General features: G+C 34.6%; 14 protein-coding genes and 1 pseudogene. 9 read left to right on the top strand and 6 right to left on the bottom strand.

Annotation, left to right across the window (positions count from 1 at the left end; genetic code table 11):
* Positions 1 to 140: 140 nt before the first annotated feature.
* Positions 141 to 512: pseudogene (locus tag HOY35_RS13030) on the top strand (WYL domain-containing protein); the annotation flags it as partial.
* Between the two features lie 53 nt (positions 513 to 565).
* On the opposite strand, the gene HOY35_RS13035 reads toward HOY35_RS13030, so the two are convergent.
* Genes HOY35_RS13035 through HOY35_RS13045 form a run of 3 tightly spaced genes read right to left on the bottom strand, consistent with a single transcriptional unit; the run spans position 566 to position 2,009 of the window.
* Entirely contained in the window at positions 566 to 925 is a 360-nt protein-coding gene (locus tag HOY35_RS13035) for a DUF1304 domain-containing protein (RefSeq protein ID WP_172214480.1), read from the bottom strand.
* A gap of 19 nt (positions 926 to 944) precedes the next feature.
* Positions 945 to 1,583 carry a nitroreductase family protein gene (locus tag HOY35_RS13040; RefSeq protein ID WP_172214482.1) on the bottom strand — a complete coding sequence of 213 codons (639 nt, stop codon included), beginning with the start codon at positions 1,581 to 1,583 and terminating at the stop codon, positions 945 to 947.
* 15 nt (positions 1,584 to 1,598) lie between these two features.
* Entirely contained in the window at positions 1,599 to 2,009 is a 411-nt protein-coding gene (locus HOY35_RS13045; protein WP_172214484.1) for a MarR family winged helix-turn-helix transcriptional regulator, read from the bottom strand.
* A 287-nt stretch (positions 2,010 to 2,296) separates the two neighbouring features.
* Between HOY35_RS13045 and HOY35_RS13050 the strand changes: the two genes are divergently transcribed.
* The 7 genes from HOY35_RS13050 (at position 2,297) to HOY35_RS13080 (ending at position 12,632) form a co-directional block, all read left to right on the top strand.
* Entirely contained in the window at positions 2,297 to 3,541 is a 1,245-nt protein-coding gene (locus tag HOY35_RS13050; RefSeq protein WP_172214486.1) for a sugar ABC transporter substrate-binding protein, read from the top strand.
* A gap of 113 nt (positions 3,542 to 3,654) precedes the next feature.
* Entirely contained in the window at positions 3,655 to 4,539 is an 885-nt protein-coding gene (locus HOY35_RS13055; RefSeq protein ID WP_172214488.1) for a carbohydrate ABC transporter permease, read from the top strand.
* A 13-nt stretch (positions 4,540 to 4,552) separates the two neighbouring features.
* The gene (locus HOY35_RS13060) at positions 4,553 to 5,386 is read left to right on the top strand and encodes a carbohydrate ABC transporter permease (protein ID WP_172214490.1); all 834 of its coding nucleotides are present in this window, start codon (positions 4,553 to 4,555) and stop codon (positions 5,384 to 5,386) included.
* 47 nt (positions 5,387 to 5,433) lie between these two features.
* Positions 5,434 to 7,584: a beta-glucosidase BglX gene (gene bglX / locus HOY35_RS13065; protein WP_172214492.1), complete on the top strand. Its 2,151-nt coding sequence runs from the start codon at positions 5,434 to 5,436 to the stop codon at positions 7,582 to 7,584.
* Positions 7,585 to 7,600: 16 nt separating this feature from the next.
* Positions 7,601 to 10,900, top strand: a complete 3,300-nt coding sequence (locus tag HOY35_RS13070) for an amylo-alpha-1,6-glucosidase (RefSeq protein ID WP_172214506.1) — start codon at positions 7,601 to 7,603, stop codon at positions 10,898 to 10,900.
* 12 nt (positions 10,901 to 10,912) lie between these two features.
* Entirely contained in the window at positions 10,913 to 11,872 is a 960-nt protein-coding gene (locus HOY35_RS13075) for a LacI family DNA-binding transcriptional regulator (RefSeq protein ID WP_172214494.1), read from the top strand.
* A gap of 13 nt (positions 11,873 to 11,885) precedes the next feature.
* Positions 11,886 to 12,632: an alpha/beta hydrolase family protein gene (locus HOY35_RS13080; RefSeq protein ID WP_172214496.1), complete on the top strand. Its 747-nt coding sequence runs from the start codon at positions 11,886 to 11,888 to the stop codon at positions 12,630 to 12,632.
* A gap of 77 nt (positions 12,633 to 12,709) precedes the next feature.
* Here HOY35_RS13080 and HOY35_RS13085 read toward each other — a convergent pair whose 3' ends face one another.
* The 3 genes from HOY35_RS13085 to HOY35_RS13095 form a co-directional block, all read right to left on the bottom strand.
* Positions 12,710 to 12,868 (bottom strand): hypothetical protein, encoded by a 159-nt coding sequence (locus tag HOY35_RS13085; protein ID WP_172214498.1) that lies wholly within the window; start codon positions 12,866 to 12,868, stop codon positions 12,710 to 12,712.
* Positions 12,869 to 12,962: 94 nt separating this feature from the next.
* Positions 12,963 to 14,078 carry a M56 family metallopeptidase gene (locus HOY35_RS13090; protein WP_172214500.1) on the bottom strand — a complete coding sequence of 372 codons (1,116 nt, stop codon included), beginning with the start codon at positions 14,076 to 14,078 and terminating at the stop codon, positions 12,963 to 12,965.
* Between the two features lie 9 nt (positions 14,079 to 14,087).
* Complete coding sequence (locus tag HOY35_RS13095) at positions 14,088 to 14,459, bottom strand: BlaI/MecI/CopY family transcriptional regulator (RefSeq protein ID WP_172214502.1); 372 nt, start codon at positions 14,457 to 14,459, stop codon at positions 14,088 to 14,090.
* Positions 14,460 to 14,814: 355 nt separating this feature from the next.
* Here HOY35_RS13095 and HOY35_RS13100 point away from each other — a divergent pair, with 355 nt between their 5' ends.
* A complete protein-coding gene (locus HOY35_RS13100; RefSeq protein ID WP_172214504.1) occupies positions 14,815 to 15,168 on the top strand; it encodes a hypothetical protein in 354 nt (117 codons plus the stop codon).
* Positions 15,169 to 15,429: the final 261 nt, after the last annotated feature.

Genomic DNA, 15,429 nt, shown 5'->3' on the forward strand with positions numbered 1-15,429 from the left:
TACGCAGTATTTTACGCAGTAGTGTTAAAATTGATAGAAATTTAATGCATTGATAAATTTTAAATAATACTAATTTTTGTTGATAAAACAACGTAATGAAATTAGATGAAAACCTTGATAAATAAGATGCTGATAAGCAGCAGTGGCGAACTTATCGTTGTGATTTTATTGAAGATATTAAGGTTAAGGTCAGCAACCAATCGCTCTATTCTGATGAAACGTTAAAAATGATTTATCAGATTCAAAAAAAACAAGACCGAACGGCACATTTTAGAGTTAAGGTATCTGAAGAGGGAAAAGATTATTTTTTAAAAAGAAAATTTTCAAGCATGTCCTTAATAACGGAAAAAAATGATTATTTTATTGTTGGTGATTATAATCCGAGCGAATTACATTTTTTAGCAAGTTATTTTCTTGGCTTTGGTGAAAATATTGAGATATTGAAGCCTGAAAGTCTAAAAAGAGCGTATTTAAAATGCTTAAATAGAATATTAAAAAAATATCAAGCTTAGCTAATTGGATTTAGCAGTCAGACTTGATATTTTGGTTATTGTATTTGTAATAATTATAAAAAAGTTGTAATCAGGGCCAATATTGCGAGGCCGCCTTGAGTGATTATAATTTTTTTATTGCTTGTTAGACTACCGTAAATTGCGACTAAGATAATATAGCAAAGTAATAAACGACTGATTTCAAGTGAATTGCTCGAGAAAAAAACGCTGTACAGCAAGCCTAAACCAATCAGTCCGTTATAGATACCCTGGTTTTTAAATAATACTGTTACATTTTTTAATTTCAATTCATTTATTGGCATTTTGAATACTCGACTAGTTGTTTCTGAATGAGTTGCAAAGGTTTCTAAATACATGATATAGAAGAATTCGATTGCAACGAGAATAATTAAAGCTGATGAAAAAATTGACATTAGGTTACTCCCTTTAAAACTATTTAAAAGTTGTTATTTTTTCGGCTGCCAAACGAACGGACTCATAACCAATCTCATCAGCTTTTCCGATTGAAATAATCATCACAGGAATGTAGCGCTTTTTATCTAAATCAAATGTTTCGGCGAGCAGCTCTGCTTCAAATCCACCAATTGGGTTAGTGTCGTATCCATGTGCTCTAGCGACTAGCATTAGCTGCATGGCGGCGAGACTGGCATCAACTTTGATAACATCATTCATTTGAGCTCTTGTAAAATTTTGATAGTAAGGAATGATTGCTGCTAGCTGCTTGTTTTTAACCTCAGTTGGCATTTTTCCTGCCTCGACAGCCTGACTGTAAATCTCATCACCGAGCTCATAGCAGGCCATATCTCCGAAAACTAAAATCATGGCAGAAGAAGTATCGTTTTGTAAAGTATTGAAACGAATAAGCGGCTCTAATTTTGCTTTGCCTGCTTCACTTTCAACAATAATAAAGCGCCATGGTTGTAAATTCACTGAGGACGGCGCGGAAGTAGCTTCTTGAATCATTTCTAATAGTTCTGATTGTGGGATTTTATAGCTTTTATCGTATTTTCTAATTGATTTTCGATTTAATAAAATGTCAGAAAACTGATTGTTTTTAAAATTATTGGTCATTAATTTGTCTCACTTTCACTGAATTAGTTTGGTTAGTAGCTTGCTTAACTGTTCTTGTTCTATAGCGTTTAAAGGCATGCTAAATTTTTTATGCTTATCATCATGCTGTTTAGTTTCACAGGCTTTCAATTTTTCTTTAGCTAAATTAGTTAAAGAAACACTGATTTCACGATTATTATCACTGTTTCTTTGTCGGGTAATATAAGCCTTGTTTTCTAGTATTTTTAGATGTCTGGTAATCGCTGCTCTGTCAATGTGGAGTGCGGTTTGTAAGGCGGTTTGAGTGCAGAATTCATTGTCTTGGATAAACATTAAAATTTCATAGCGTGTGATGCTGAAGCCGGTTTTTTTTTCAAATTTTGTGACCATCTCTTGATTGATTAATTTGAGCTGGTAAAGTAATTTACTAATGTTTCTGATTTCCATTTTTCCTCCTTTGCTTATGATTGATTTGTCAATTGTTGATTTGTCAATTATAAAAAATAAATACGATAATGTAAAATAGAAAGCATTTATTATTCATAATAAATTTATTTTAGTTATTTTAATATAATATTTTCGGCTGAATAAAAGGATTGTATACGGTTTAAGTGAAACGTTTCTTTGTGATTTTAATGTAATTTGTGTAAAATACCGTTAGAAAACGCTTGCAAAGTCAAAAAAATGAGGATATAATATTTTTTGTAGAAACGTTTCACTAAAAGGAGGAAATTATGAAAATCAACAAAAAATTATTATCAGTAGGGATTGCAGCACTTGCTGTGCTTGGGCTAGCCACTGGTTGTTCTTCAAAAGAGAGCAAGGAAAGCAGTTCAGATACGCTAACATTTTGGTATATGGGTGATGGTGATCAAGGGATTAAATCAATTGTTGATGATTTTACCAAAGAAACGGGTATTAAAGTTAAAATTCAAAGTATTCCGTGGAGCTCTTCACGAGACAAATTGCTGACTGCAGTTGCTTCGTCCAATGGACCAGATGTTGTGCAAATGGGTACAACTTACATGAGTGAATTTGTAGATGCTGGTGCTTTAATGGATATCTCAGACGAAGTGAAGTCTAATGATACATTGAAAACAAGCAATTTCTTTGATGGCTCTGTTGCGACTACTGAGTTTGATGGTAAATATTATGCAGTACCTTGGTATACTGAAACACGTGCGTTATATTATAGAACAGATTTGCTTGCTTCTGTTGGCTATACGGAGGCGCCTAAAACTTGGGAAGAACTGTCAGATGCTGCGAATAAGTTAGCTGAGCGTGGCAAAAACTATTATGGTTTCAATGTTGATCTTGGTGAGCCGACCTTTGGCTTTATGTTTGCTAGACAGAATGGCTCAACTTTGTTTGATAAAAATGATACACCTCTATTTAATAAAACTGAAATGGTGAGCGCTCTGGAATATTTGGATAGCATGGTAAAATCTGGTGCGGCTCCTAGTACAGACTTAGGCTTGGATATTAGTCAAAGCTTTGGTGGCGAAGGCATTATCCCAATGTTTATTAGTGGTCCTTGGATGATTGACACGATTAAGGACAAGGCGCCTGACATTGATGGCAAGTGGGCTGTTGCAGAATTACCAGCAGGCTCTGCTGGCAATGTCTCAGTGACTGGTGGTGCTAATTTAGCGGTATTTAATAGCAGTAAGAATAAAAAGAATGCGGTTAAATTAATTGAATATCTTTCAGAAGCTAAAAACCAAACGCAATTCTTTGAAAATACTAATTCGTTACCAACGAGCAAGGAGGCTTGGAATTCAGACGTCTTTACAAGCGACAAGCTGATTTCGGTCTTTGGTCAACAATTAAATAATTCTGAACCAATGCCCCTAATGAAGCAATGGGATGAAATTACACAGGATTATCTTAAATCTTGGGAACAAATTGTGTCTAATGGGAAAGATGTCCAAACAGCAATGGATGAGTTAAATAAGGAAACTAAAGATTTACTCAAATAGTAATAAATAGATGGTTGCTCTAGCTGTGCAAAACGAAATGGACATTGAAAAATGGTTCAAGCGTTAAGTTTGCGGATAGAGCGACCGTCTGATTTTAAGAGGAGAAATGACCTATGAAAAAAACAAAAGCACCTTATTTTTTTATTGCGCCGGCTGTTGCCTTACTGTTAATTTTTTCAATTGTTCCAATTTTTATTGCCCTAATTATTAGTTTCACGGATTTAAGCTTAGCGGGCCTTGCTGATTTCTCCAGAATTAATTTTGTTGGTCTAGAGAATTATATCAATATATTTTCGGATGCTACTTTTGGACAAGCAGTTTTTAATACTGGCTATTATGTGTTGATTGGTGTGCCTTTAGTTGTTATTTTTTCTTTAGCCTTGGCAATTATGATTAATTTTGGCAACAATAAATTCTTTCAATTTTTGAGACTGGTTTTTTACAGCCCCTCAATTACCAATACAGTTGCAATTGCTGTTGTTTGGATGTATTTATATAATCCAACGATTGGTTTAATTAATCATATTTTAAACTTTTTTAATTTAGATTCAGTGATGTGGCTAACTGATCCAAGTACTTCAAAAATTGCTTTAATTATTATTGCGGTCTGGAAGGGTACAGGCTTAAATATGTTGATTTTCTTGGCTGCGATTCAAGGTATTCCAAAGGCATATTACGAAGCGGCTGAGATTGATGGTGCGAATAAATGGCAACAAATATTTAAAATTACGATTCCATTATTAAAATTTTCATTATTCTTTGTTAGTGTGACAACCTTGATTGGCTGGTTCCAATTCTTTGAAGAACCATTTGTGATGACCAAGGGTGGTCCGTTAGATAGTACGTTATCGGTTGCCTTATTTATTTATCAAAATGGTTTCCAATACAGTAAGTTTGGCTATGCCGCAGCGGGTTCATTTGTTTTATTTGTGGCGATTATCTTAGTAACAATAATTCAGCTGAAAATTCAAAACAAGCAAAAAGCAAATGGTTTGTAGGAGAGGGTAAATTATGAATAAATCTTATAAAAATACACAGATGGGCTTCAAGGTATTTATCAGTATTCTTTTAGGTTTGTTAGGTGTTTTGACTTTCTTTCCTTTTTTATGGATGATTTTTTCATCTTTAAAATCGAATGCTGAGATTAGCCAAATTGTCCCAACCTTATTTCCTAAGCATCCAACCTTGGATAACTTTAAAGAACTATTTGAACGCTTAAACTTTGGCGTTTATTTAAAAAACACCTTGATTATTACTGTTTGCTCATTTGCTGGTCTATTGTTAAATGCGATGGCGGGCTATGGCTTTTCAAAATACGATTTTAAAGGAAAAAATAAGCTTTTCTTATTGGTTCTTGCCACAATGATGATTCCAGGGCAGGTAACGATGATTCCTGTTTATCTGATTTTGAATTCTGTTGGGTTAACCAATACATTGGCTGGGATTGTTCTACCCGGTTTGGTAGGTGCTTTTGGGATTTTCTTATTCCGGCAATTTATGAGTACAATTTCAGATGAAATGATAGAGGCGGCTAGGTTAGATGGTGCGAGTGAATTTTATATTTTCTTTAAAATTGTCCTACCAGTAACACGTCCGATTTTAGCAGTTCAAGGCATTCTAACCTTCATCGGAGGTTGGAATTCATTCTTATGGCCGTTAATTATTGCCAATGATGAAAAATACTATACCTTATCTGTTGGTTTGCAATTGTTACAAGGCCAGCATGGTGGTGATTACGCCTTACAAATGGCAGGAGCTACCTTTATGGTAGTCCCAATTCTAATTGTATTTTTAATTTTCCAAAAATATATTTTGCAAGGTTTCAATGTATCAGGAATGAAGTAGTTATTATTAATAACTGAATTTTGTTATTTGTTTTAAGAGGAGAGCGTATGGAACAGAATAAAATTAATGATTTACTTAATGAATTAACTTTAGATGAAAAGATAGACCAGTTGCTTCAATTAGCAGCAGCATTTTATTCAGATAAAGCTGAGGAAAAAACAGGTCCAATGACTGAATTAGGCTTGACAGAAGAGAATATTAATAATGCTGGAACGACGCTTGGCATTGCAGGGGCTAAAGAAGCAAAGCGTGTTCAAAAAACCTATATGGCAAAAAATCGTCTGGGTATTCCAACTATTTTAATGGCAGATATCATTCATGGGTTTAGAACGATTTTCCCCATCCCATTAGCAATAGGTAGCTCCTGGGATTTAAATGTTGCTGAAAAGATGGCAGAAATTTCAGCAAAAGAGGCTGCTGTATCCGGACTTCATGTTACTTTTTCCCCAATGGTTGATTTGGTGCGAGATCCCAGATGGGGCCGTGTGATGGAATCAACCGGAGAGGATCCATTTTTAAACAGTCGTTTAGCAGAAGCCTTTGTTAAGGGGTATCAGGGTGATGATTTAGCTAATGATTTTCTCAGAGTAGCAGCTTGCGTTAAGCATTTTGCGGCATATGGTGCGGCAATTGGTGGTCGCGATTATAATACAGTTAATATGTCTGAAAGACAGCTTCGTGAAAGCTACTTACCCGGCTATAAGGCGGCACTTGCTGCAGGTGCTAAGCTTGTCATGACTTCATTTAATGTTGTTGATGGCATTCCAGCAACTGGTAATCAATGGCTATTCCGTGATGTCTTAAGAGAAGAGTTTGGTTTTGAGGGTGTTGTCATTTCTGATTGGGGTGCAGTCAAAGAAATGATTGCTCATGGTGTTGCAGAAAATGAAAAGGCGGCAGCAGAGTTAGCGATTAAGGCTGGTGTTGATATTGAGATGATGACCACCTGTTATACACAATACTTGAAAGAGTTGATTGAAGAAGGCTCTGTAAGTATTGAGTTATTAGATGAAGCGGTGTTAAGGATTTTAAATCTTAAAAATGACCTGGGACTTTTTGAAAATCCTTATCGTGGCGCTGACGAGACCTTAGAAGCCGAAGTTGTGCTTTCTGATGAGCATCGCCAAATTGCTGAAGAGATTGCAGCAAAATCAATTGTACTATTAAAAAATGATGGTATTTTACCGCTTAATAGCCAGGAGAAAGTCGCAATCATTGGTCCAGCTGCTGATTCAACAGATATTTTAGGCGCATGGTCTTGGCAAGGTAAAATGGAGGAATCTGTTTCGTTATTAGCAGGGGGGAAACGCTTAAACTCAAATATTGTTTTTGGCAAACACGCGTTTGATTATTTCAATCCAAGTGCTGATGCCATTCAAGAAGCAATTCACTTAGCTGAAATGGCTGATAAGGTTGTTGTGGCTTTAGGAGAGCACGAGTGGATGAGTGGCGAAGCAGCGAGCCGTAGCGATATTCGATTGCCAAAAGCACAGCTGGCATTTTTAAATCAAGTCTTATCGGTTAATGAAAATGTGATTGTTACCGTCTATAATGGTCGACCATTAGATTTACGTGGTTTAGATGGTGCGAGAGCTATTGTTGAGGCATGGTTCCCAGGCACAGAGGGTGGTTCGGCTTTAGCTAAAATACTTTGGGGTATTTATAACCCAAGTGCAAAGCTAAGCATGTCATTTCCAGAAACCGTTGGACAAGTGCCAGTTTACTATAATTGCGATAATACTGGTCGCCCCTATGAATCGGCACCAGAAGAAAAATATGTTTCAAAATATCTCGACGTTTCTAACTATGCGAAGTATCCGTTTGGCTTTGGTTTGTCATATAGCCAGTTTAATTATTCAGATTTGAAAATTAGTAATCAACAGATGTTTATTGATGATACGTTAACAGTTTCAGTTTCCGTTGAAAATCAGTCTGAAATACCCGGAGTAGAAACGATTCAGCTTTATATTAGAGACCTAGTTGGTCAGGTGACAAGACCAATTAAAGAATTAAAAGGCTTCAAGCAGGTTTCGTTAGCTGGCTTAGAAAAAAAAGTTATTGAATTTGAAATTGATGAAAAGCTTTTACGATATGTTCATCGTAATCAAAGCTATAAGAGCGATTCAGGTACTTTTGAAGTTATGGTTGGACCAAATAGCCGAGATGTAACTTCATTAGTCTTTGATTTAATAAAATAGATAGGATAACTTTATGATGAAGAATAAACGATTAGTTTGGAATAAGGCAGGGACTAGTATCACTTTTCTTGACTCTGGTGATTTATATGAAATTAAGAAAAATGATATTATGATTAATCAGCTTAATGGTAATTTCCTTGATGGTAGCTGTAATCAGATATATTTAAGAATTTTTGATAAGGAGAAGATTGAATTTATACCTTTGATTGGTTCTAATTCTCAGTCTGATTTTTATATTGGCGAAGAGCAATTGACTTGGCAGGGTAAATTTAGAGGTGTTGCTTATCAGGTCTCATTTAAGTTAGCAGAAACAGGTATTTGGTTTTGGCAAGTTCAGCTTAATGGTAGCGATCAAAAAGTTGATTTAATTTACGGTCAAGATATTGGCAATGCTCAAAAGGCAGCTGTCCAAGCGAATGAAGCTTATATGTCGCAATATGTAGATCATCATGTTACGAAAATAGAAGATCAAATTGTTATTTCTTCTCGTCAAAATCAAGTTCAAAATGGTAATTTTCCATTGCTCGAGCAAGGGAGCTTAAACTCTTTAGTGGCATACTCTACTGATGGCTATCAATTTTTTGGGACGAGCTACAAAGCCACAAATCAGCCAGAGGTTTTAACGAAACGATATTTAGCAAATGAGGTTTATCAATATGAATTTGCGTATACTGCCTTACAAACTACCGATTTCACCTTAAGCAGCGAGCCCAAAACAATTGTCTTTTACGGTGTTGCAATAGAGAATCAAGCGCAAGCAGTTGAGAGCATTATTGTTCCTCGTCAGGTCATTGAAAATAGCTATCAAAATTTGAATTTTGAAATTGCTAGAGGTTCAGGTCGGCAATTTGAGAAATCTATTGGTCAACCAGTGATTGGTGAATCATTTACTGATTCGGAAATAGAAGCTCTTTTTCCAAATCGCAAACAGGTTGAAAAGCGAGATGACCATCTATTGTCATTTTTCACACCAGAATATCATCATGTGGTTTTAAAGGAAAAAGAAGTAATGATGGAGCGTGCTCACGGTCATATTTTATTGAGTGGTACGGATTTAACGGTCGATCAGCCATTGATGAGTACGACCTTGTATATGTATGGTATCTTTAATTCACAGGTCGTCTTAGGCAACACCTCGATGAATAAGCTAATGAGTAATAGTCGCAATGCTTTAAATCTTGTTAAACAATCTGGTCAACGGATTTATCTTAAAGAGGGTGAAGCTTGGCGAATTTTAACAATGCCTTCCGCATTTGAAATGGGACTAAATTCAGCTGTTTGGTATTATAAATTGGCAGATGACTTATTGATTGTGGAAACATTTGCTATTGCTGATGGTAGAGAGTTTCAAACAAAAGTTACAAGTCAAAATGATAAGGCGTATTGCTTCTTGATTACCAATCAGTTATTGATGGGGGATAACGAAGAATCGGTTGAGCTGATGCTTCAACAGAAAGCTGATTATTTGGTGATTAATTCAGCTCCGGCTTCTGCTGTTCACCAAGCATATCCGTCACTCACATATTATATGGCAATAGATAAGCCTTTTAAGCTGGCAGATGAATCGATATTAGTTTCTGAGCATGAATCAGTCCTGACAACAATGCTGATTGAAAATCAATCTGACTTTACAATTACAATTCAAGGGAGCTTGACTGGTGAACCCTTTACTAACAATCAAACGACCTTAGAGTGCCAAGATCAGGCTTACACCCAGTTTCTTGATTGCTTGTTAAATCATTTTACCTTAACGCATGAAACACAGGCAGTAGATAATATGAATGTATTAACAAGATGGTATACGCATAACATGCTGGTTCATTATTTATCACCTCATGGTCTTGAACAATATGGTGGTGCTGCTTGGGGGACACGTGATGTCTCGCAAGGACCAACTGAATTTTTCTTGGCGGTTAATCGACCTGAAATTGTCGCTTCAATTATTGAGAATGTTTTTGCCAATCAATTTGAAGACGATGGTAATTGGCCACAATGGTTTATGTTTGATCGCTATGAAAAGCAAAAGGCAGATGAAAGCCATGGTGATGTGATTGTTTGGCCAATGAAAATTGTTGCAGATTATTTAGCAAAAACGCAAGACTTTTCAATCTTAGAAATGAAAATTCCTTATACAAATCGTGAAACTTTCTTGAAAACGCAAGAAGTTTACTCATTATTTGATCATTTAAAAAAGGAAATTGCTTATATTGAGGCGAATTTTTTAGAAGGTACGTATCTTTCATGCTATGGTGATGGTGACTGGGACGATACCCTGCAGCCATATGATAGTAAATTGAAAAAGCATATGGCAAGTAGCTGGACTGTTGCTTTAACCTATCAGGTCTTAAATAAGCTTGGTGGTCTATTAAAAACGATTTCTGATGAATATGGCGAGCATTTGCTAGATTTATCGGGGCATATTAAGCGTGATTTCAAAAAATATATGCTAGGCACTGAAACCATACCGGGATTTGTTTATATGGAGGATAATCATCAGCCGGAGCTAATGATTCATCCGAGTGATCAAAAAACAGGTATTCAGTATCGTTTGTTACCAATGACACGTAGTATGATTGCGGAAATATTGACACCTGAGCAAGCGCAGCATCATTTAGATATTATTAATAATAACTTAAAGTTCCCAGACGGTGTCCGTTTGATGAATCGACCTGCTAATTATCATGGTGGCGTAAGTACCAATTTTAAACGTGCAGAGCAAGCAGCTAACTTTGGTCGTGAGGTCGGTCTGCAGTATGTTCATGCGCATATCCGTTACACTGAAGCAATGGCTAAATTAGGAAAAGGAAACGAAACTTGGCAAGCCTTGAATACAATAAATCCAGTATTACTTCAAGATAGGCTTAATAATGCGGAAATACGTCAGTCTAATACTTATTTCAGCAGCTCTGATGGCGCTTTCAAAACAAGGTATGAAGCACAAGAAAAATTTGGTACACTTAAAGATGGTAGTACAAAAGTAAAGGGTGGCTGGCGTATTTATTCAAGTGGTCCAGGGATATACTTGAATCAATTATTGACAAATGTATTAGGTATTCGGGAAAGTGCAGCTCAAATTGTCTTTGATCCAGTCTTACCAGCTGATTTAGATGGCTTGCAGATTACTTATCAGGTCTTTAATCAGGATACGAATATAACTTATCATTTAAATTCAAACGCCCCTCAAGTTTTAGTCAATGGTCAAAGCGTGGCATTTGAAAATGAAGCTAATGCATATCGACGTGGTGGATTAATTGTCCAAAGAGAAGCATTAGAAAAAATATTAAAAGAAAATAATCAAATTGATGTTTATTGTTAGGGGATGAGGTACATGGCAGGAATTAAAGATATCGCAAAAATTGCAGGCGTATCAATTTCTACGGTTTCTTATGCGTTAAATGGTAGCACTAAAGTAACAGAAGAAACACGCAAACGAATCAAAGCAATCGCGGACGAATTAAATTATGTTCCTAACATGGCGGCTCGAACTTTGAAACGGCAACAAACCAATATCATTGGTGTTTATCTCGTGGACTACGGTGGTAGCTTTTATGGTGAGCTATTAGAGGGAATTAAGCGTGGTTTAGCGATGTATAATTATGAAATGATTGTCTGTAGCGGCAATAAGTCGCATTTATTTATTCCCGAAAAAATGATTGATGGCGCAATTATTTTGGATTTTACCTTTTCGACGGAAGAAATTATTCGCTTTGCCGATCGTGGACATCCAATTGTCGTCTTGGATCGAAAAATAAGTAATTCCAATATCCGAAAGGTTTTATTGGATAATAAAGGTGGCGCAACGCTTGCCGTTGAGAAGATGGCAAGTCTGGGTACTCAAAAGGTATATGTCATCACTGGTCCAAAGGATGGCTTTGATAGCACACAACGCTTAGAGGCAAGTAAACGAGAACTGGAACGCTTTGCTATCCCTTATCAGTTAATTGATGGTGATTTTACGGAGCCTTCGGGATATCATGCTGCTACAGAAATTATGAAGGAAGCAACCCAATTTCCAATTGATATCTTTGCTTTCAATGATGAAATGGCAATTGGTGTTTATAAGTACTTTAAAAATACAGAATATAAAATTGGTAAGGACATTCGAATTATTGGTTTTGATAATATTGAAATTGGTGAGTTTCTAAACCCTAAGCTAACAACAATTTCATATTCAAAGCATCGTTGGGGTATGCTAGCGGCAGAAAAAATAATTCGCTTGATTAATGATGAATCAGTTGAGGATGAGCATATATACACAACCTTAGTTGAAAGGGCTTCATTTTTATAGGTAGGAGTTGTACATGGCAGTTAGTCGAATGAATTTTCGCTCAGATGTTCTTGGTAAAGGAACAGCAGTAAATATTTATTTACCAGATAATGGATTAGATTCCTATCCAGTCATTTATCTTCTACATGGTTTATCAGATGATTGTAATGCTTGGTTAAATGCCACTTCCTTAGAAAGATACGCAGGCGATTATAATTTTATCATTGTGATGCCCCAAGTAGAGCTGAGCTATTATACAAATATGTACTCAGGTGAACGCTATTGGGATTATTTAACACAGGAGCTGCCTGAGAAAATTAAACAATGGTATCGAATTAGTCATTTGCCAGAGCAAACGTTTGCGGCAGGCAATTCCATGGGCGGCTATGGTGCATTTAAATGGGGATTACAGTCGCCACAGTGTTTTAAGGCAGTTGCTTCCTTATCTGGTAGCCTAGATTTAGTTCGCTTATGGCAACGGGATCCAGCACGTGACGCTTTATTCGGGCGAATTTTTGGTAGCTTAGAAAATCTTGAGGCTAGTCGAGATAATTTATTCCAGCTATTTTCTGAAGATGAAGAGCAGAAAAAGTCTCCTTACTTTCTGCAAATATGTGGCGTCGATGATTTCTTATATCAGGATAACCAAACATTTCGTCAATTAGCTACCGATAAATTCGCTAATTATCAATATGTCGAGAAATCTGGTACGCATGATTGGTTATTTTGGGATCAAGAAATTCAATTCACACTTTCCTATTTTGCCAAATTATTAACATAAAAAATCTAATTAAAAAAATACTGAAGATTATAAAATTAATCTTCAGTATTTTTGATTTAATAATGTTGAACTGGTAACTAAACCTTAATCCAGTCACCAATCCAAGTATTGGTAGTATAGTCATAAAGACGTTTATAAAGTTTGCCATCAATTGTTTTAAATCGCCATTCAATAATGCTTTTTCTAAGTGTAATTGTTACGGCATCAGTATTGTTCGTCTGTTCGTCCGCTTTCACAATGGGGGCACCTGCAATTAGGATAGCTGCTAGAAGTAGTATTATTGATATTTTTTTAAACATAATAAACCTCAACTTTCTTTAAATCGCTTTTCTATTCCTCTTTAATCGGTATACCCTTCAGAGAAGGATCATTAATATTATCGATTGTACCCATGTTCTTACCATTAAAATATAAAAAATATTGATTATCTTTTGTTTTTAAAATATATTGTGAAGTTTTTTCATTCATGACAAAAGTATCATGCATTAGCTTTTCGTTATAGGCTTTAGGTTCAAAAATAAAAGAAGTCACTATTAAAACTGAAACTAATAATAAGGCTAAAACAATTTTATTAGTTTTTTTTCGTTTAAAACCATTAAATAGAAATTCTATGCGCTTTGATAGTGTTGTCTGATGGAAATTTGTAAAATACGCAGCAACTGCTTGATTATTAATCGCGATTTGCTTATCTCGACTCTTCTCTTGTACGCTGACTAAACTATTCATATAGTCAAAATAATCCTCAGAGGACATTTTTTCCGTAACCTGACTATCAACATTTAATTCGATAATTAAGGATATTTGATTTCGTAATAAGTAAATGAATGGTAGCCACCAATATATACAAGTTAATATTTCAATAATGTATTTTTTGGCTACATCCTTATTTTTAATATGCTGTAATTCGTGTAACAAGACATTGTAAATTTCCAAGTCAGAATAATTATGATCTGGAATTATAATGATTGGATGTACTAACCCCGAGGTTAGAGGACTATCCACAGAGGAGCTGACATAGATCGGTATTGTATTAGAGCTAATATATCGTTTGGTCGAAAGCTGCTTGCTCGTGCTTTTAATATTTTGAATCAAGCGATTTAATTTTAATGTATTAATAATTAGCCTGATAAAAAATACAATTGCGCCTAAAAGCCAAACTATGCCAATGAGCTGATAAACAGTGATTGGTGTGCCAAAAAAATTTACCTGATATTGTAAAACGCGATATATCGCCGGCACGATTCTTAATGAAGGAACGGTAATTGTATTTAATAATTCTACCGGAAAAAATAAGCGAATCAAAATTATAAGATAAAATAAATTTAGAAAGTCAGACCTAAAAATAGAGTAAGTCTTCTCACGCTTTAAGATAGTATTTAGTATCACAATCAACAATATTGCCGATAATGAAGAAATCAGTAAAGATGAAATGGACAGTCTCACCATAATTTTGCATTACTCCTCATTCAATAATTCCTTTTTTTTCTGCGCGATTCTTTTCTCGATTTCTGACAGATCGTCCATTGTATCAGAAGAATCAATAAAATTAGCTACTAATTTTTTCATTGTTTGATTGGTAAGTGATTGAGAAACATATGCTTCCTGAGAAACAACTGGCACATACAATCTTGTTAGAACAGTGCCACTGTATCCGATGTTGTCAACTTTAATTAAATCCTTATCTAATAATTTTTTCAAAACAACTTGGATTGTATTTTTATTGAGATCTGGATTGATGTTAGAAATGTCATTTGCTGATAGTGCAATACTAGAGTTCCATAATACAGTCATTAACTGTAATTCTTTTTTTGTTAATTGAGTAGTCATAGTCATTCTCCTTTATCTCTTTTGGTATATATATAATACTATATTTATATAATGTTTTAAACAATCTGAACTGATGGCGCATAAATGCGTCTTAATCATAAAAAAATATTTACTTAACTTTTATTTTGATTTAAAATAAAGTGAACAACAAATATTATATCACTTTTTAATTGGTTGTTACTAAATTTTATTAATAATTACTAATGAGATATTATCATATTTTATATAAATAAATAAGGTGTTTTTAGTATAAATATTAAAAAAAATATTAAAATACAGCTAGAAATAGTTATCAAAAATATATTCAAATTTATCAGAGATTATTTAAAAATATTAAGAGTAAAGGAGGTGCTTTGTGAATTTTGAAAATTTTAAAAGCTATTTGGTAGATTCTGTCATTAATGTTTTTTTATTAGTTACGATTTTAATGCTTATATATGGTAGCTATTTTCTTTATTCAGAGAATATTAAAATTAATTTAAAGCCGATATTTTTATTAACGAGTACCCCCTTTATATTTACTGAAAATGATAATGTTAATTGTAAAATAAGGGTTGTGTTAGCGCTATCGGTGATGCTGATAAGCTTTAATTTAGCAAGTAGTCAATCATTTTTTATATCGTTTAATTTTTATTTATTAATTATGTTTATTCTTTTATTAGTCAATGTAATCTTATATTTTGGATTTAAAAGAGCAAATGTAAGCTGAATTTAGCTCTTAAAATATAGAAACTGTCAAAATTAAATTGAAATGCTATTATTAAAAATATTCCATAAAAAAAGGACAAGTGCTTGTAATGGAACTGACACTATAATTAGATACAATTAAAAAAGAGCACCTCGAATTTAGTAAAATAAATTTGGAGGTGTTTTTCTAATGGCAAAACATAATTATTATCCGGAGACATTAAAAATTCAGATCGTTGAGAGATTATTAGCAGGAGAATCGGCTTCATCCCTTCGGGAAGAA

This window comes from Enterococcus sp. MMGLQ5-1, from assembly GCF_013155265.1.
In the GTDB taxonomy this organism is placed as follows: domain Bacteria; phylum Bacillota; class Bacilli; order Lactobacillales; family Streptococcaceae; genus MMGLQ5-1.